The organism is Pseudomonas sp. NPDC077451 (genome assembly GCF_044543345.1).
In the GTDB taxonomy this organism is placed as follows: Bacteria; Pseudomonadota; Gammaproteobacteria; order Pseudomonadales; family Pseudomonadaceae; genus Stutzerimonas.
Genome location: NZ_JBITVX010000001.1, coordinates 686,251 through 704,225, shown reverse-complemented (window position 1 = coordinate 704,225; position 17,975 = coordinate 686,251). Strand labels below are relative to the sequence as shown.

Annotated in this window: 14 protein-coding genes; 6 read left to right on the top strand and 8 right to left on the bottom strand. The window is 58.6% G+C overall.

The window, feature by feature from the left end:
- Positions 1-121: 121 nt before the first annotated feature.
- Entirely contained in the window at positions 122-2,494 is a 2,373-nt protein-coding gene (gene ppsA / locus ACIGHL_RS03315) for a phosphoenolpyruvate synthase (RefSeq protein WP_128121185.1), read from the bottom strand.
- Between the two features lie 156 nt (positions 2,495-2,650).
- Between ppsA and ppsR the strand changes: the two genes are divergently transcribed.
- Entirely contained in the window at positions 2,651-3,469 is an 819-nt protein-coding gene (gene ppsR, locus ACIGHL_RS03310; protein ID WP_045426458.1) for a posphoenolpyruvate synthetase regulatory kinase/phosphorylase PpsR, read from the top strand.
- 112 nt (positions 3,470-3,581) lie between these two features.
- Here the strand turns inward: ppsR and prpF are convergent, their stop codons facing one another.
- The 5 genes from prpF to ACIGHL_RS03285 all read right to left on the bottom strand — a co-directional run bounded on the left by prpF (position 3,582) and on the right by ACIGHL_RS03285 (position 10,388).
- Positions 3,582-4,769, bottom strand: coding sequence for a 2-methylaconitate cis-trans isomerase PrpF (gene prpF, locus ACIGHL_RS03305; protein ID WP_128121184.1), 1,188 nt, complete (start codon positions 4,767-4,769; stop codon positions 3,582-3,584).
- 116 nt (positions 4,770-4,885) lie between these two features.
- Positions 4,886-7,489 carry a Fe/S-dependent 2-methylisocitrate dehydratase AcnD gene (acnD, locus tag ACIGHL_RS03300; RefSeq protein WP_128121183.1) on the bottom strand — a complete coding sequence of 868 codons (2,604 nt, stop codon included), beginning with the start codon at positions 7,487-7,489 and terminating at the stop codon, positions 4,886-4,888.
- 75 nt (positions 7,490-7,564) lie between these two features.
- The gene (prpC, locus tag ACIGHL_RS03295) at positions 7,565-8,692 is read right to left on the bottom strand and encodes a bifunctional 2-methylcitrate synthase/citrate synthase (RefSeq protein WP_128121182.1); all 1,128 of its coding nucleotides are present in this window, start codon (positions 8,690-8,692) and stop codon (positions 7,565-7,567) included.
- A gap of 89 nt (positions 8,693-8,781) precedes the next feature.
- Positions 8,782-9,669 (bottom strand): methylisocitrate lyase, encoded by an 888-nt coding sequence (gene prpB, locus ACIGHL_RS03290; protein WP_128121181.1) that lies wholly within the window; start codon positions 9,667-9,669, stop codon positions 8,782-8,784.
- Positions 9,666-10,388: a GntR family transcriptional regulator gene (locus ACIGHL_RS03285; protein WP_102836314.1), complete on the bottom strand. Its 723-nt coding sequence runs from the start codon at positions 10,386-10,388 to the stop codon at positions 9,666-9,668. Before ACIGHL_RS03285 ends, prpB begins: the two co-directional genes overlap by 4 nt.
- A 265-nt stretch (positions 10,389-10,653) precedes the next feature.
- Here ACIGHL_RS03285 and rloA point away from each other — a divergent pair, with 265 nt between their 5' ends.
- The 4 genes from rloA to pabB are packed head-to-tail and all read left to right on the top strand — an operon-like array spanning position 10,654 to position 15,105.
- Complete coding sequence (gene rloA / locus ACIGHL_RS03280) at positions 10,654-11,190, top strand: retropepsin-like aspartic peptidase RloA (protein WP_128121180.1); 537 nt, start codon at positions 10,654-10,656, stop codon at positions 11,188-11,190.
- A 4-nt stretch (positions 11,191-11,194) separates the two neighbouring features.
- Complete coding sequence (rloB, locus tag ACIGHL_RS03275) at positions 11,195-12,721, top strand: osmotic stress tolerance membrane protein RloB (RefSeq protein ID WP_128121179.1); 1,527 nt, start codon at positions 11,195-11,197, stop codon at positions 12,719-12,721.
- Positions 12,722-12,724: 3 nt separating this feature from the next.
- Positions 12,725-13,708: an alpha-L-glutamate ligase-like protein gene (locus ACIGHL_RS03270; RefSeq protein WP_128121178.1), complete on the top strand. Its 984-nt coding sequence runs from the start codon at positions 12,725-12,727 to the stop codon at positions 13,706-13,708.
- Positions 13,709-13,755: 47 nt separating this feature from the next.
- Entirely contained in the window at positions 13,756-15,105 is a 1,350-nt protein-coding gene (pabB, locus tag ACIGHL_RS03265; RefSeq protein ID WP_128121177.1) for an aminodeoxychorismate synthase component I, read from the top strand.
- Between the two features lie 42 nt (positions 15,106-15,147).
- Here the strand turns inward: pabB and thrH are convergent, their stop codons facing one another.
- Positions 15,148-15,765, bottom strand: coding sequence for a bifunctional phosphoserine phosphatase/homoserine phosphotransferase ThrH (gene thrH / locus ACIGHL_RS03260; protein WP_128121176.1), 618 nt, complete (start codon positions 15,763-15,765; stop codon positions 15,148-15,150).
- A 185-nt stretch (positions 15,766-15,950) separates the two neighbouring features.
- On the opposite strand from thrH, the gene ACIGHL_RS03255 reads away from it, so the two are divergent.
- Entirely contained in the window at positions 15,951-16,685 is a 735-nt protein-coding gene (locus ACIGHL_RS03255; RefSeq protein ID WP_128121175.1) for a phosphoadenylyl-sulfate reductase, read from the top strand.
- Positions 16,686-16,794: 109 nt separating this feature from the next.
- Here the strand turns inward: ACIGHL_RS03255 and cysB are convergent, their stop codons facing one another.
- Positions 16,795-17,769, bottom strand: coding sequence for an HTH-type transcriptional regulator CysB (cysB, locus tag ACIGHL_RS03250; protein ID WP_064482502.1), 975 nt, complete (start codon positions 17,767-17,769; stop codon positions 16,795-16,797).
- Between the last annotated feature and the right edge of the window lie 206 nt (positions 17,770-17,975).

Genomic DNA, 17,975 nt, shown 5'->3' with positions numbered 1-17,975 from the left:
GGCTATAGCAGCATTAGCGGAAGCGGCATGCATCGCGACAGAGATAAACGGCATTGGCTGATAGAACCGCTCGTGCTCAACGGCAAAAAGGGCGGAAACCGCCCTTTTTGCCGTGCTGTGTTTATTTGATCTCGGCGTCAGCCAGGAAGAACCAGGTATCGAGCACCGAGTCCGGGTTCAGCGATACGCTCTCAATACCCTGCTCCATCAGCCACTTGGCCAGGTCCGGGTGATCGGAAGGCCCCTGACCACAAATGCCAATGTACTTGCCCGCTTTGTTACAGGCTTCGATCGCATTCGCCAGCAGCTTCTTGACTGCAGGGTTACGTTCATCGAACAGGTGGGCAATGATGCCGGAGTCACGGTCCAGTCCAAGCGTAAGCTGGGTCATGTCGTTCGAGCCAATGGAGAAGCCATCAAAGAACTCGAGAAACTCATCGGCCAACAAAGCGTTGGAAGGCAGCTCGCACATCATGATGATGCGCAGGCCGTTCTCGCCACGCTTGAGTCCGAACTGACCGAGAATGTCGATAACCTGCGAGGCTTCGCCCAGGGTGCGCACGAACGGCACCATCAGCTCGACATTGGTCAGCCCCATCACGTCGCGAACCTTACGCATGGCACGGCATTCGAGTTCGAAGCAGTCGCGGAAGGATTCGCTGATGTAGCGCGATGCACCGCGGAAGCCGAGCATCGGGTTCTCTTCTTCCGGCTCGTAGAGCTTGCCTCCGATCAGGTTGGCGTATTCGTTGGACTTGAAGTCAGACAGCCGCACGATGACCTTTTTCGGCCAGAATGCCGCAGCCAGCGTGCTGACACCTTCTACCAACTTCTCGACGTAGAAGTCGACCGGGTCGCCGTAGCCGGCAATGCGCTTTTCGACACTGCTCTTCACGTCGGCCGGCAGGCCATCGAAATGGAGCAGCGCCTTGGGGTGAACACCAATCATCCGGTTGATGATGAATTCGAGACGCGCCAGACCGACGCCTTCGTTGGGTAGCTGGGCAAAATCGAATGCGCGATCCGGGTTACCGACGTTCATCATGATCTTGAACGGCAGTTCTGGCATCGCATCGATAGAGTTCTGGCGGATATCGAAGCCCAGCTCGCCTTCGAAGATCAGACCGGTATCGCCCTCGGCACAGGTGACCGTGACGCGCTGGCCATCCTGCAGCAACTCGGTGGCGTTACCGCAACCGACGACGGCGGGAATACCCAGCTCGCGTGCAATGATGGCTGCGTGGCAGGTACGACCACCACGGTTAGTGACGATGGCGCTGGCGCGCTTCATCACAGGCTCCCAATCTGGGTCGGTCATGTCGGAAACCAGTACGTCGCCCGGCTGAACCTTGTCCATCTCGGAGACGTCGTGAATGATCTTGACCGGACCGGCGCCGATGCGCTGACCAATAGCACGGCCTTCGACCAGTACTTTTCCTTTCTCCTTCAGCAGGTAACGCTCCATGACGTTCCCGCTGCTACGGCTCTTAACTGTTTCCGGGCGAGCCTGGACGATGTAAAGCTGGTTATCATCGCCATCTTTGGCCCACTCAATGTCCATCGGACGACCATAGTGCTTCTCGATGGTCATCGCCTGATGGGCGAGATTGGTCACTTCCTCATCAGTCAGGCAGAAGCGCATACGCTCAGCCTGATCAACCTCGACGGTTTTGACCGACTTGCCGGCGCTGGCCTCCTCGCCATACACCATCTTGATTGCCTTGCTGCCGAGATTACGACGCAAAATGGCAGGGCGGCCGGCTTCAAGGGTGTGCTTGTGTACGTAGAACTCGTCTGGGTTGACAGCACCCTGGACGACAGTTTCACCGAGGCCATAGGCACCCGTGATAAACACGACGTCACGAAAGCCTGATTCGGTATCTAGGGTAAACATCACGCCAGCCGTGCCGGTCTCGGACCGCACCATGCGCTGAACACCTGCGGACAGCGCAACCAGCTTGTGATCGAAGCCCTGGTGGACGCGGTAGGCAATCGCACGGTCGTTGAAGAGGGAGGCGAAGACTTCCTTGGCGGCACGAATCACGTTATCCACGCCGCGTATATTCAGGAAGGTTTCCTGCTGGCCCGCGAATGAGGCGTCCGGCAGGTCTTCAGCCGTGGCCGAAGAACGAACCGCGACCGCCATGTGGTCGTTTCCACCGGCCATCTCAGCGAATGCGGCACGAATGTCGGCATCGAGCTTAGGAGGGAATTCGGCTTCCATGACCCAGCCGCGAATTTGTGCGCCGGCTTTGGCAAGGGCATTGACGTCGTCCACGTCCAGCGCATCGAGAAGCGCGTGGATTTGCTCGTTGAGACCGCTGAGCTCCATGAAATCACGGTAGGCCTGGGCGGTAGTGGCGAAACCACCAGGTACCGAAACTCCCGCACCTGCAAGGTTGCTGATCATCTCGCCGAGGGAGGCGTTCTTGCCCCCTACACGCTCAACATCATGATTGCCGAGCTTATCGAGGGAAACTACGTACTCTACCAAGGTGATCTCTCCACGTTGTGTTGGAAACTCGGTTCGTGCCCATCCGCGGCACGGTGGCCTGGCCCTGCAAAATAAGTAACAATGCCAGCCAATCGAGGCTCGGCGAAGGGGCCTACTATAGCTGAGAACCGTTCTTGACTTAAGGTCCCATGCGCAATGAAACGAACTGCATTTTTCATATCCGACGGTACCGGGATTACAGCCGAAACGCTCGGCCAAAGCCTGTTGGCACAGTTCGAAACCATCACGTTTACCAAGCTCACCCGGCCATATATCGATACGGCTGAAAAAGCGCGTGCAATGGTACAGCAAATCAATAAAGCGGCGGAAAGCGACGGCGCCCGGCCGATCATATTCGATACGCTGGTAAACCAGGAAATTCGCGACATCCTGGCTGAGTCCAATGGCTTCATGATCGACATCTTTTCTTCCTTCCTTGCCCCGCTGGAACATGAACTGATGTCACGCTCTTCCTATTCTGTCGGCAAATCCCATTCGATCAGCCATAACGCCAACTACATGGAGCGAATTGACGCCGTCAACTTCGCTCTGGACAACGATGACGGTGCCCGCACGCACTACTACGACAAGGCGGATCTGATTTTGGTCGGCGTCTCCAGGTGCGGCAAAACGCCCACCTGCTTGTACATGGCGATGCAGTACGGCATCCGGGCCGCCAACTACCCGCTGACCGAAGACGACATGGAGCGACTGCAACTTCCGAGCGCGCTCAAAACCCACCGCGACAAACTGTTCGGCCTGACCATCGACCCGGACCGCTTGACCGCCATTCGCAATGAGCGCAAACCCAACAGCCGATATGCCAGCTACGCCCAATGCGAGTTTGAAGTTCGCGAGGTAGAGAACCTCTTCCGCCGCGAAAACATCAACTACATCAACTCCACGCATTTTTCCGTAGAAGAGATATCCGCCAAGATCCTCGTGGAAAAGGGCGTAGAGCGTCGGCTCAAATAGGCGCCGTTCTGCTAGACAACAAAAAGGCCGCTTAGTGCGGACTTTTTGTTTTTCGCGCTCGACAAATTTGAGCTTTGCCAACGCCGAGTCGCATGATTGTGTCGGCAATCGCTTAGAACGAGTCACCAGGAACGCGCACCCAGCCCTCCATGAGAACTCTGGCGCTCCGACTCATGATCGCCTTGGTTACCGACCATTTTCCGTCAGCCTGCTCCGCCTCGGCACCGACGCGAAGCGTGCCGGAAGGATGCCCAAAGCGTACTGCCGTCAGTTCGCCGCCACCGGCAGCCAGGTTAACGAGAGTACCAGGCACTGCCGCAGCCGCACCGATAGCAACCGCACAGGTCCCCATCATGGCGTGATGCAACTTGCCCATGGACAATGCCCGCACCAGCAGATCAACCTCGCCTGCTTCGATGGTCTTGCCGGATGACGCTCGATAGGTTTTTGGCCCTGAGACAAACGCAACCTTTGGCGTGTGCTGGCGGGTCAACGCCTCTTCCGCTGTCCTGATCAGCCCCATACGCAACGCACCGGCAACTCGAATCGCCTCCAGCCGCGCCAACGCTTCGGGATTGCCGTTGATATCCTCACGCAGTTCGGTGCCCTGGTAACCGATGTCCTCGGCATTGACGAAAACCGTTGGGATGCCCGCACTGATCATGGTCGCCTTGAGCGTACCGATGCCCGGGACGTCCAGCTCATCGATCAGATTGCCGGTGGGGAACATCGATCCTCCCTCCTCGCCGTCGTCGGACGGATCGAGGAATTCCAGCACGATCTCGGCAGCCGGAAAGGTCACGCCGTCCAGTTCGAAATCGCCAGTTTCCTGAACTCGACCTTCGGTGACCGGTACGTGGGCGATGATGGTCTTGCCGATGTTTGCCTGCCAGATACGCACCACACAGGTACCGTTCTGAGGAATGCGCTCGGAATCCACCAGTCCGGCATGCAGGGCGAACGCACCTGCGCCGGTTGAGAGATTGCCGCAGTTGCCGCTCCAGTCGACGAAGGGCTTGTCGATCGACACCTGACCATAGAGGTACTCGACGTCGTGACCAGGCCGGCCGCTCTTCGACAGGATGACGCATTTGCTGGTACTGGAGGTCGCACCGCCCATGCCGTCGATATGCGCCGAGTAAGGGTCGGGACTACCGATCACGCGCAAGAACAGCTCGTCGCGCGCAGCGCCCGGCACCTGGCAGCTTTCCGGCAGGTCCTGCAAGCGGAAGAACACGCCCTTGCTGGTGCCGCCACGCATGTAGGTCGCGGGAATTCTGATCTGGGTTTGATGAGCCATGAGTGAGTCCTGGCTGGAAGATGATTGGGTTGTAGGGTGGATCACGCTTGACCGATCCACCGCGCGGGCTGGTGCGGTGGATGGAAAATCGCCATCCACCCTACGAGGACGGCCGGTCACACCTGCCCGAGAAAGTCCTTGGCGAAGCGCTGCAGCACGCCACCCGCCTGGTAGACGCCCACCTCGGCCGCGGTGTCGAGGCGGCAGATGACCGGCACAAGGGTTTCTTCACCGTTCTTATGGTGAATGACCAGAGTCAGGTCGCAGCGCGGCGACAGTTCGCCATCAATGTCATATGTTTCGGTGCCATTGAGACCAAGGGTCAAGCGGGTAGTACCCGGCTTGAACTCGACCGGCAATACGCCCATGCCGACCAGGTTGGTGCGATGAATACGCTCGAAGCCTTCGGCCACGATCACCTCGACACCGGCTAGCCGCACGCCCTTGGCTGCCCAGTCACGCGAACTACCCTGACCGTAGTCGGCACCAGCGACGATGATCAGGTTTTGCTTGCGGTTCATGTAGGTTTCGATGGCTTCCCACATGCGCATCACCTTACCTTCCGGCTCGACCCTGGCGAGCGAGCCCTTCTGCACCTTACCGTCGACCACAGCCATCTCGTTTACCAGCTGCGGGTTGGCGAACGTCGCCCGCTGTGCAGTCAGGTGGTCGCCGCGATGGGTGGCGTAGGAGTTGAAGTCCTCCTCCGGCAGGCCCATCTTCGCCAGATACTCACCGGCTGCTGAATCCAGCAGGATGGCGTTGGATGGTGACAGGTGATCGGTAGTGATGTTATCCGGCAGAATCGCCAGCGGACGCATGCTTTTCAGCGTGCGTTCACCAGCCAGCGCACCTTCCCAATACGGGGGACGACGGATGTAAGTGGACGTCGGCCGCCAGTCGTAGAGCGGGCTTTCAGCTTCCTCGATGGTGCCGAGGTCGAACATCGGGATGTAGATCTGACGGAACTGCTCGGGCTTCACCGACGCCGCAACAATGGCGTCGATTTCCTCGTCAGATGGCCAGAGGTCCTTGAGCGTGACCGGATTGCCATGCTGATCGGTGCCAAGCACGTCCTGTTCGATGTCGAAGCGCACAGTGCCCGCGATGGCATAGGCGACTACCAAGGGTGGCGACGCCAGGAACGCCTGCTTGGCATACGGGTGGATGCGGCCATCGAAGTTACGGTTGCCTGAAAGTACGGCCGTGGCGTACAGATCACGGTCGATGATTTCCTTCTGGATCTTTGGATCCAGCGCCCCGGACATGCCATTACAGGTCGTACAGGCGTAGGCGACGATGCCGAAACCGAGCTTTTCCAGTTCGGTCAGAAGGCCGGCGTCTTCCAGGTACAGCTTGGCGACCTTGGAACCTGGAGCGAATGAAGTCTTGACCCAGGATTTGCGCACTAGACCCAACTCGTTGGCCTTCTTCGCCAGCAGGCCGGCCGCAACCACGTTCCGCGGGTTGGAGGTGTTGGTGCAGCTGGTGATGGCCGCGATGATCACTGCCCCGTCCGGCAGTAATCCTTCAGCCTCTTCGGCCCGCGCCGCAGCCAGCATATCTTCGTCAGCAATGCCGCGCTCGTGCAGCGCCGAGGTCGGCAGACGCTTGTGCGGGTTGGACGGGCCGGCCATGTTGCGCACCACACTGGACAGGTCAAACTCCAATACGCGCTCGTACTCAGCCCCTTCCAGCGCCGCTGCCCACAAGCCGGTTTCCTTGGCGTACTGCTCGACTAGCGCGACCTGCTCCGGCTCGCGGCCAGTCAGTTTGAGGTAGTCGATAGTCTGTTGGTCGATGTAGAACATCGAAGCCGTTGCGCCATATTCCGGGCACATATTGGAGATCGTCGCGCGATCGCCGATCGTCAGGCTGTCAGCGCCTTCACCGAAGAACTCTACCCAGGCCCCGACTACTCGCTCCTTACGCAGGAACTCGGTCAAGGCTAAGACGATGTCGGTAGCGGTGATACCCGGCTGCCGCTTGCCAGTCAGGCGCACACCAACGATATCGGGCAGGCGCATCATCGACGGTAGGCCGAGCATCACGGTTTCGGCTTCAAGACCGCCGACGCCGATGGCGATCACACCCAGCGCATCGACGTGCGGCGTATGCGAGTCGGTACCGACGCAGGTATCCGGGAAGGCCACGCCACCGCGCGCCTGAATCACCGGCGACATCTTCTCCAGGTTGATCTGGTGCATGATGCCGTTGCCGGCCGGGATTACGTCGACGTTCTTGAACGCTGTCTTGGTCCACTCGATGAAGTGGAAGCGGTCCTCGTTGCGACGCTCCTCAACGGCGCGGTTCTTCTCGAACGCATCCGGATCGAAGCCTGCAAATTCGACCGCCAGGGAGTGGTCGACGATCAACTGAGTCGGAACAACCGGATTGACCTTCGCCGGGTCGCCACCCTGCTCCGCGATCGCATCGCGCAGACCGGCGAGGTCGACGAGCGCGGTCTGGCCAAGGATGTCATGGCAGACGACGCGTGCCGGATACCAGGGAAAGTCGAGGTCGCGCTTGCGCTCGATGATCTGCTTCAGCGAATCGGTCAGCGCTTCGGGCTCACAGCGACGCACCAGCTGTTCGGCCAGGACGCGGGACGTATAGGGCAGCTTGTCATAGGAACCCGGTTGAATAGCTTCGATCGCCTCACGGGTGTCGAAGTAGTCAAGCCCAGTACCTGGCAAAGGTTTGCGGTGTTCTGTATTCATGCCGGAAGAACTCAATTCAGTAATGTTCTGTGGGGCAAGGTGCGGGGAGCCCGACGACGAGCCCCCTCGCTCCGATCAACGCTGGGCGATCGGGACAACCTTGCGCTGCTCCGGACCGATGTACTCGGCGCTCGGCCGAATGATCCGGTTGTTGCTGCGTTGTTCGAACACATGGGACGCCCAGCCGGTGACGCGCGAGCAGACGAAGATCGGCGTGAACAGCTTGGTCGGGATGCCCATGAAGTGATAGGCGGACGCATGGTAGAAATCGGCGTTCGGGAAGAGCTTCTTCTGCTCCCACATGGTTTCGTCAACGGCGACCGAGACCGGATAAAGCACGGTGTCGCCCACTTCATCCGCAAGCTTTTCGGCCCAGACCTTGATCACCTCGTTGCGCGGGTCGGAAACGCTGTAGATCGCGTGGCCGAAGCCCATGATCTTGTCCTTGCGCTCGAGCATGCCGAGGATGGCTTCACGTGCTTCTTCCGGGCTCTTCCACTGCTCGATCATGTCCATGGCCGCTTCGTTGGCGCCGCCATGCAGCGGGCCACGCAGCGAACCGATAGCGCCGGTCACGCAGGAATAGAGATCGGACAGCGTTGAGGCGCAGACGCGGGCTGTGAAGGTCGAAGCGTTGAACTCGTGCTCGGCATAAAGAATCAGCGAGACGTTCATCACCTTGACGTGCAAGTCGCTAGGCTTCTTGTCATGCAACAACGCGAGGAAATGACCGCCCAGGGTCTCTTCGTCGCTGGAGCAATTGATGCGCACGCCATCATGGGTGAAGCGGTACCAGTAGCACATGATCGCCGGGAAAGCGGCCATCAGGCGCTCGGCCACGTCGCGCTGCTGGTCGAAGCTGAGCTCCGGCTCGAGCGTGCCGAGCACCGACGAACCGGTACGCATGACGTCCATCGGATGCGCACTGGCAGGGATGCGCTCGAGCACTTCCTTTAGCGCCTGCGGCAGGTCCCGCATGGTCTTCAGGCGACTCTTGTAATCAGTCAGCTGCTGTGTGTTTGGCAACTCGCCGTAGAACAGCAAGTAGGCCACCTCTTCGAAATCGCACTCGGCCGCCAGCTCACGTACGTCGTACCCGCGGTAGGTCAACCCGGCACCGGTCTTGCCCACGGTACACAGGGCGGTCTGGCCGGCGATCTGGCCACGCAGGCCTGCGCCACTCAAAACTTTTGCTTCAGCCATTGCTATCTCCTTCTTGGATTTGTTCTGGATACTGCAAATCACGTTGTAAATGACCGCATCGACCTCGCTGACTCAGCGGGGTCTTTCTGTCAGCTCTTTTTCTGAGCGAACAGTGCGTCGAGGTGCTGCTCGAATGCGTGGTAGTTGATGCGATCGTAGAGCTCCATGCGCGTCTGCATGGTGTCGATCACATTCTTCTGAGTGCCGTCACGGCGCAGCGCGGTGTAGACATTCTCGGCCGCCTTGTTCATGGCGCGGAACGCCGACAATGGGTAGAGCACCAGGGACACATCGACGCCGGCCAGCTCTTCGGTGGTGTACAGCGGCGTTGCACCGAACTCGGTGATATTGGCCAGAATTGGCGCCTTCACGCGGTCGGCGAAGGTCTTGTACATCGCCAGCTCGGTGATGGCTTCGGGGAAGATCATGTCGGCACCCGCTTCGATGCAGGCGGCGGCGCGGTCCAGTGCGGCATTCAACCCTTCCACCGCCAGCGCATCGGTACGCGCCATGATCACGAAGCTGTCGTCGGTGCGCGCGTCCACAGCCGCCTTGATGCGGTCGACCATCTCCTGCTGGGTGACGATTTCCTTGTTTGGGCGATGGCCGCAGCGCTTGGCCCCAACCTGATCCTCGATATGGATCGCCGCCGCGCCGAACTTAATCATCGACTTGACGGTACGCGCCACATTGAACGCCGAGGAGCCGAAACCGGTGTCTACATCTACCAGCAGCGGCAGGTCGCAGACATCGGTGATGCGACGCACATCGGTCAGCACATCGTCGAGACCAGTGATACCGAGGTCCGGCAGCCCCAGCGAGCCCGCGGCAACGCCGCCGCCGGACAAGTAGATGGCCTTGAAGCCGGCGCGCTTGGCCAGCAAGGCGTGGTTGGCGTTGATGGCGCCAACGACCTGCAGCGGATGCTCGCTGGCCACCGCGTCACGGAAACGCTGACCGGGGGTAGGAAGTGTCATGCCTCACCTCTTGGTTGTGATGTCTGTTGTTGAGCAGCCAGGTAGTGCCGCTCGATATTGCGCTTGGAAGCGCAGATGTGGCGCCGCATCAGTAGCTCGGCCAGCTCGCCGTCACGGTCGGCAATGGCATCGAGGATCCGGTGGTGTTCGGCGAACGCCTGACGCGGGCGGTTGGGCGTTGCGGAAAACTGGATGCGGTACATACGGACCAGTTGATACAGCTCGTCGCACAGCAACTTGGCAAGAGTGCGGTTACCGCTGCCTTGGATAATCCGGTAATGGAAGTCGAAGTCGCCTTCCTGCTGGTAGTAGCCGACGCCGGCCTGGAAGGCCTCATCGCGCTCGTGGGTGCTCAATACCTTGCGCAGGTCTTGGATCTCCGCCTCGCTCATACGCTCGGCTGCCAGGCGACAGGCCATGCCTTCCAGTGACTCACGGATCTCGTAGAGCTCGATCAGCTCGGCATGGCTGAGCGACACCACCCGTGCGCCAACATGCGGCACGCGAACCAGCAGCTTCTGCCCTTCCAGCCTGTGGATCGCCTCGCGCAGTGGCCCGCGACTGATGCCGTAGGTACGCGCAAGCTCAGGCTCCGATATCTTGCTACCGGGCGCGATATCGCCTTTCACAATGGCCGCCTGAATCCGTCGAAATACGTGCTCGGAGAGGGTTCCGCTGTCCACCTGATCAAGGCGGGGGACTTCCAGCGCATCCAGCATATTGTTGACACCTCAGCGATTTATGGCCACAACTTAGCCCTGAGACCACGCCCGGTCAATGATACAAAAGTAGATTGTCGACAATCGCCCTGATGATGCTGAGTCGCCTGGACCCATGGCGCCGCAGTACGGCTTGAGCCTAGCTTCGTGATCTGCCGCCCATGCTAGAATGCGCCGCTATATACGCCACGTCCGGCGCTCGCTCCGACGTGCTTCAGCCTGGCTCGTTGTTCCGGCCGCTTTTCCGACTCGACTACCTGGATTTATGAGCACCAAAACCCGCCTTCTATTGCTCTGCCTCTTAAGCGCCCCGCTCTGGTCACAGGCCGATGACAAAACGATCTACGGCCTGAATGAGCATGTGGCATTGCCGGATTTTGGTCTGGAGGTGCCAGCCAAGCTTGATACCGGCGCCCAGACTGCCTCGCTCAGCGCGCGCGACATCGAACGCTTCAAGCGCAACGGAAAAAGCTGGGTGCGCTTTTACCTGGCTATTGATGAAGCCCATGACCGCCCCATCGAACTCCCGTTGCAGCGCATCAGCAAGATCAAGCGTCGTGCTGGTGACTTCGACCCAGAGGAAGAGAAAACCTATACACCGCGCCCGGTTGTTGAACTCAATTTGTGTATGGGCAAGGCAAAACGCAGCATCGAAGTGAACCTCACGGACCGAAGCGCATTCCAATACCCACTTTTGATCGGTTCCGATGCGCTTTCTCGCTTCGGTGCCTTGGTCGACCCTGACCTTAAGTACGCTGCTGGCAAACCCGGCTGCATTATCGAATCTGACGCTGACGAGTAACCCCATGCGCGCACTTACCCTGCACCTGAAAATCCTGATTCTTTTGCTCGTCTCGCTGGGCATCGCAATCACCGCCTACCAGATATTCGTATTGGGCATTCCGGTGACTGAAGATGAAACCGATGACCTTTGGAATATTGACGCCAAGGTCGAATTCCAGGCCAACCCGCGCGAGCCGGTGAAGCTGCAGATGTACGTACCGCCGCTCAATCAGGAATTCGTCAGCCTCAATGAGAGCTTCATTTCCAACAACTATGGCGTGAGCATCAATCGTGCCGATGGCAACCGCCGGGTTACCTGGTCAGCGCGGCGCGTCAATGGCAAGCAGACGCTGTACTACCGACTGGTACTGACCCGACGCTATAGCGGTGAACAGACCAAGGCTACCGGCCCGATCTTCCGTGACAGCATTCCGGTTGAAGGGGCTGAGAAAATTGCGGCAGAAGCATTGCTATCACCCATTCGCCAGCATTCGGCAGACGTTGAAACCTTCATCAGCGAAGCCATCAAGCGGGTCAACAATGCCAATGACGACAACGTCAAGCTGCTGCTTGGCGGTGACGCTTCGACGCCCAACAAGGCACGGGTGATCGAGCTATTGCTGTCCATAGCCCACGTACCCATGGAGCGCGTACACACGGTTCGCCTGCAGGCCGACATGGCGCAATCTCCGGAGCTCTGGCTGCGGAGCTTCAACGGCGACAAATGGCTGTATTTCAATCCGGAAACTGGCGAGCAAGGTTTGCCTGATGACCGTCTGGTCTGGTGGACCGGCAACGAGCCGCTGCTGAACCTCGAAGGTGGGCGCAACCCGCAAGTTACCTTTACGCTCAACAGCAGCGAGATGAATGCCATCCGTCTGGCAAAACTGACTGACGAAAATACCGACGCCGACTTCCTCGAATATTCGCTTTACGGCCTTCCACTGCAAACTCAGCAGACCTACCAGATCATGATCATGATTCCGATCGGCGTTCTGGTCATTCTGATTCTGCGCAACCTCGGCGGTTTGCAAACACTGGGTACCTTTACACCAGTACTGATTGCGCTGGCCTTCCGTGAAACCCAGATCGGCTTCGGCATCATCCTGTTCACCGTCATCACCGCAATGGGCCTGTCGCTGCGCTCGTATTTGGAGCATTTGAAACTCCAAATGCTGCCCCGCCTGTCCGTTGTGCTCACGTTCGTCGTGGTGCTGATCGCGGTGATCAGCCTGTTCAGCCACAAGCTTGGGCTCGAGCGCGGCCTATCCGTCTCACTGTTCCCCATGGTCATCCTGACCATGACCATCGAGCGCCTCTCCATCACCTGGGAAGAACGCGGCGGCGGTCATGCGTTCAAGGTGGCAGTCGGTACGCTCATCGCAGCTGCGCTGGCGTTCCTGCTGATGAACATTCCGGAGCTGACCTACTTCATCTTCACCTTCCCGGCGGTTCTGCTGATCATGGTTGGCTTCATGCTCGCGATGGGTCGTTATCGCGGCTACCGCCTGACCGAACTGTTTCGTTTCAAAGCCTTTTTGAAGGATTGAGCCATGTTCGGTCTAATCAAGACGTGGAAGGCCCTCGAAGCCAAAGGCATCATGGGTATCAATCGCCGCAATGCGGACTACGTGCTCAAGTACAACAAGCGCAACCTGTATCCGATCGTCGATGACAAGATCATCACCAAGGAGCGAGCAATCGAAGCCGGTATCGATGTCCCGGAGATGTACGGGATCATCGAGACCGAGCGTGATATCGAAAAGCTCAAGGATATCGTCAAGGACCACACCGACTTTGTGGTCAAACCAGCCCAGGGTGCGGGCGGTGACGGCATTCTCGTCATAGCCGATCGATTCGAGGGTCGTTACCGGACGGTGTCAGGAAAGATCATTACTCACGACGAGATCGAGCATCAGATTTCCAACATCCTCACCGGGTTGTATTCGCTGGGCGGTCACCGTGACCGCGCCCTGATCGAATACCGCGTTACCCCTGACCCGATTTTTAAGAGCATCAGTTACGAAGGCGTCCCGGATATTCGCATTATCGTTCTGATGGGTTACCCGGTAATGGCCATGTTGCGCCTGCCGACTCGGCAGTCAGGCGGTAAGGCCAACCTGCACCAGGGTGCCATCGGCGTTGGAGTAGATCTGGCGACAGGCATCACGCTACGCGGCACCTGGTTGAACAATAAAATCACCAAGCACCCCGACACCACCAACGCAGTGGACGGGGTACAGCTGCCGAACTGGGACGGCTTCATGAAACTTGCAGCCGGCTGCTACGAGCTTTGCGGCCTTGGCTATATCGGTGTCGACATGGTGTTGGATGAGGATAAGGGGCCGCTGATTCTCGAGCTCAACGCACGCCCTGGCCTCAACATTCAGATCGCTAACGACTGTGGCCTGACCCACCGCGCCCACGCCGTGGAAAAGCGGGTCGAGGAGCTCAAGAAGGATGGGGTGCAGGAAACCCCCGAAGAGCGAGTGCGATTCGCTCAGGAGCTGTTTGGCCACATCCCGGCTCACGACTGAACCTGAGCCCGGCCCACTGGCCGGGCTTCCTCCGAACGAAACACATCATGCCCCTCTGCACGCTCCATGCCCTTCCCTATCGCCCCGACCCAGCTTTCTGGTTCGAGCGCATCCACCATGCGCCCGGCGCAGTGCTGCTCGATTCCGGCCGGCCGGTTGCCGAACGTGGCCGATTCGACTTGCTCAGCGCATGGCCAATACAGGTTCTCGAACCTAGCGCGTCGGAAACGGGCGTTGAATTTTTTTCGAGGCTGCGTGAGGCGCTCCGTTCGTTAGGTGATGCCGAAGCGCCGCCGAACGCCGATCTTCCCTTTATAGGCGGCCTGCTGGGCTATCTCAGCTATGACTTCGGCTCACGATTGGAAAAGTTCTCAAATGATGCTGCCGTCGACCTGGATCTTCCCCATGCTCGGTTCGGCATCTATGCCTGGGCAGTGGTGAACGATCATCAGCGTCAATCCACGCACCTGGTCTTTCATCCATCAATGGATCAGACGGAACGCGATCGCCTGACCACGCTGTTCGAAACGGATTGGCAATCTCCACTCGTAACGTTCAGCCTGTCATCTGCCTTCACACCCGACCTGATACCCAGCAAGTACCAAGACGCGATCGAGCGTATCCAGCATTACATCCAAGCAGGTGACTGCTATCAGGTGAACTTCGCCCAACGCTTTCAGGCCACTTATAGTGGCGACCCGTGGCGGGCGTTCCGCCTCCTGCGTGACGCATGTCCGACCCCCTTCGCTGGCTTTATGGCGACCGAAGAAGGAGCCATTGTCAGCGTCTCCCCTGAGCGCTTCCTGCGCGTGAGCGACAGGACAGTCGAGACCCGCCCGATCAAGGGCACTCGCCCTAGAAAGCTCGATCCTCAAAGCGATCAGGCACAAGCCGACGCGCTGATGGCCAGCACAAAGGACCGGGCAGAGAATCTGATGATTGTCGACCTGCTTCGCAACGACCTGGGCCGCAGCTGCGAAATCGGAAGTATCCGCGTGCCGGAGCTGTTTTCCCTGGAAACCTACCCCAATGTGCATCACTTGGTTAGCAGCGTCAGCGGGCGACTTGCAACGGGCAAGGATGCGCTCGATCTGCTCACCGGCGCCTTTCCCGGCGGATCGATTACAGGCGCACCGAAGATCCGCGCGATGGAGATCATTGGTGAGCTAGAGCCGACTCGCCGCGCCATTTACTGTGGCTCGCTACTTTACCTGGATGTGCGTGGCGAAATGGATAGCTCTATTGCGATCCGCACCCTGCTGTTCCGAAAAGAAGACGTCTACTGCTGGGGCGGCGGCGGCATCGTGGCAGATTCAGCCTGGCAGGCTGAGTATCAGGAAACCCTGGATAAGGTGAGCGTGTTGCTGGGAACGCTGGAGACAACGCTAGAAGCATAAGGCTCCACGGCGGCTGGGCATGCTGCCGTGGAGCCAATTTCTTTACAGCGTCAGCTTGCGGCTGGATGCCTTGATGAATTCTTGCTTGAGCGCATCGAAGGTATGCACCGCGGGAAACTGCGGGAACTCTCGGATGACGTTGTCCGGCGCATGGAAGAGGATGCCGGCATGCGCCTCGGAAAGCATGGTGGTGTCGTTGTACGAGTCGCCTGCTGCGATGATGCGGTAGTAAAGGCTCTTCAGCGCGATCACCGACTGTCGCTTGGGATCTTTCTGGCGCAGCTGATAGTCCACGACGCGATCCGAGTCGTCGATGATCAGACGATGACAGAGCAGCGTGGGGAAACCCAGCTGGCGCATCAGTGGCTGCGAGAACTCGTAAAATGTATCGGACAGAATCACGACCTGAAAACGTTCTCGCAGCCAGTCCACGAAATCGACGGCGCCATCGAGCGGCTTCAGCGTGGCGATGACTTTCTGGATGTCCGAGAGCTTCAGATTGTGCTCGTCCAGAATTCTCAGTCGCTGTTTCATCAGCACGTCGTAGTCAGGAATGTCGCGCGTGGTCGCCCGCAGCGATTCGATTCCGGTTGCCTCGGCGAAGGCAATCCAGATTTCCGGAACCAAAACACCTTCCAGGTCGAGACAGGCTATTTCCACGGACGCGCTCCTTACAGCAGAAAAATTGAAGCGGCACTCTAACGGCATGGACCCAGCGAAGCAACGCGTCGCTTATTCCACAAAGATCGGTCTGTAGACCTGAAACGTTATTTAGCGTCATAACTACTGTTTGTTAACATCGTCGCCAGCAGAGCGCGCCAAGCGCCAACCAAGGAAGCCGCCTGATGAGCCAACCCATTGATGTAGCCGCGCTGGCAGCCTCCTATGCCGGCAAATCCCCGCAGGACATTCTCAAACTGGCCTTTGATCTTTTCGGTGATGATTTGTGGATCTCGTTCAGCGGAGCTGAGGACGTCGTGCTGGTCGACATGGCCTGGAAGCTGAACAAGAGCGTGAAAGTGTTCAGCCTCGATACCGGACGACTGCACAGCGAGACCTATCGCTTCATCGAGCAGGTTCGCGAGCACTACGGTATTGCCATCGAAATCATGACGCCGGATCCAGCACTGCTACAGCCTATGGTCAACGAAAAGGGGCTGTTCAGTTTCTACCTCGACGGCCATGGCGAGTGCTGCGGGATTCGCAAGATCGAACCCTTGCGTCGCAAGTTGTCAGGCGTTCGCGCCTGGGCAACAGGCCAGCGCCGCGACCAGAGCCCTGGTACGCGCAGCCAGGTTGCGGTGCTCGAGATTGACAGCGCGTTTTCCACACCCAACCACAGCCTGTACAAGTTTAACCCGCTGGCGGAGATGTCCAGCGAAGAAGTGTGGGGCTACATCCGCATGCTCGAGCTGCCATATAACAGCCTGCACGAGCGCGGGTTTATCAGCATTGGTTGCGAGCCGTGCACACGTCCGGTGCTGCCCAATCAGCACGAACGTGAGGGCCGCTGGTGGTGGGAAGAGTCGACCCAGAAGGAATGCGGTTTACACGCTGGCAACCTGATCGCTAAAAGCTAACGACCGACACTAGCCTTTCTCGATGAAGGGGCTGACGAATGGCCCCTTGTCGCGGCTTGGCACCGAACGCTCCCGTTTCGCCCGCTCCCCGCCTCTTGTCGAGATGGGCCTAAAAGGTTGGCAGGTCGACGTTCATGAACAATTCATCCAGCTCGACCTTATTTTTGCAATGCACGGCTTTCTCGAGCATTTCGCGGTCGAGATGCGGCGCAAAAGTTTCAATGAAGTCGCACATGAAACCGCGCAGAAAGGTGCCGCGACGGAACCCGATTTTGGTCACGCTGGGCTCGAACAGCTCGCTCGCATCGAGCACGACCAGATCCGGGTCGAGCTTTGCATCGACGGCCATGCGCGCAACGATCCCGACACCCAATCCGAGGCGCACATAGGTCTTGATGACGTCGGCATCAGCGGCGGTAAAGACCACCTTCGGTGATAACCCCCTGTGGCTGAACGCCTCGTCCAGCTTGGACCGTCCGGTGAAACCGAACACGTAGGTCACGATTGGATGCTCAGCCAAGGCTTCCAGCGTGAGCTTCTCCAGTTTTGCCAGCGGATGCCCCTGCGGCACGACGACGCAACGGTTCCAGCGATAGCACGGCATCATGACCAGGTCGCCGAACAGTTCCAGCCCCTCGGTAGCAATAGCGAAATCGACGGTTCCATCTGCGGCCATCTCTGCAATCTGCATTGGCGTGCCTTGGTGCATATGCAGCGATACGTCCGGGTATTGCTTGATGAATGCACTGATCACGGGCGGCAGTGCGTAGCGCGCTTGCGTATGGGTGGTCGCGATGCTCAGCGTGCCGCGCTTCTCGTTTGAGAACTCCTGGGCGATCTGTTTAATGCTTTCGCATTTACGAAGGATCTCTCCAGCGGTAGTGATGATCCGCTCACCAGCTGGCGTAACCCTGGTCAGATGCTTTCCGCTGCGCGCGAAAACCTCTACGCCCAGCTCATCTTCGAGCAAACGAATCTGTTTGCTGATACCAGGCTGCGAGGTGAACAGGCTTTGCGCTGTTGCCGAGACATTGAGGTCATGATGCGCCACCTCCCAGATGTAACGCAGTTGCTGAAGCTTCATAGAGATCCCTCAAAGGCCAATGGCGCCCGGACGCCACCCATATTTTTATAACTTTAAGCACCAGAACGGCGGAATTCTAGGCCATTTTCGTATGAGTCACCTGCAGATATCGAGCCATAGACTCCTTCCGCCCTTCGCCAAGGCAGAGCGACAAGCCCAACCCTCGCTCTTTATAGGTCTGCCAACCCAATCGCATTGCCGGGCCA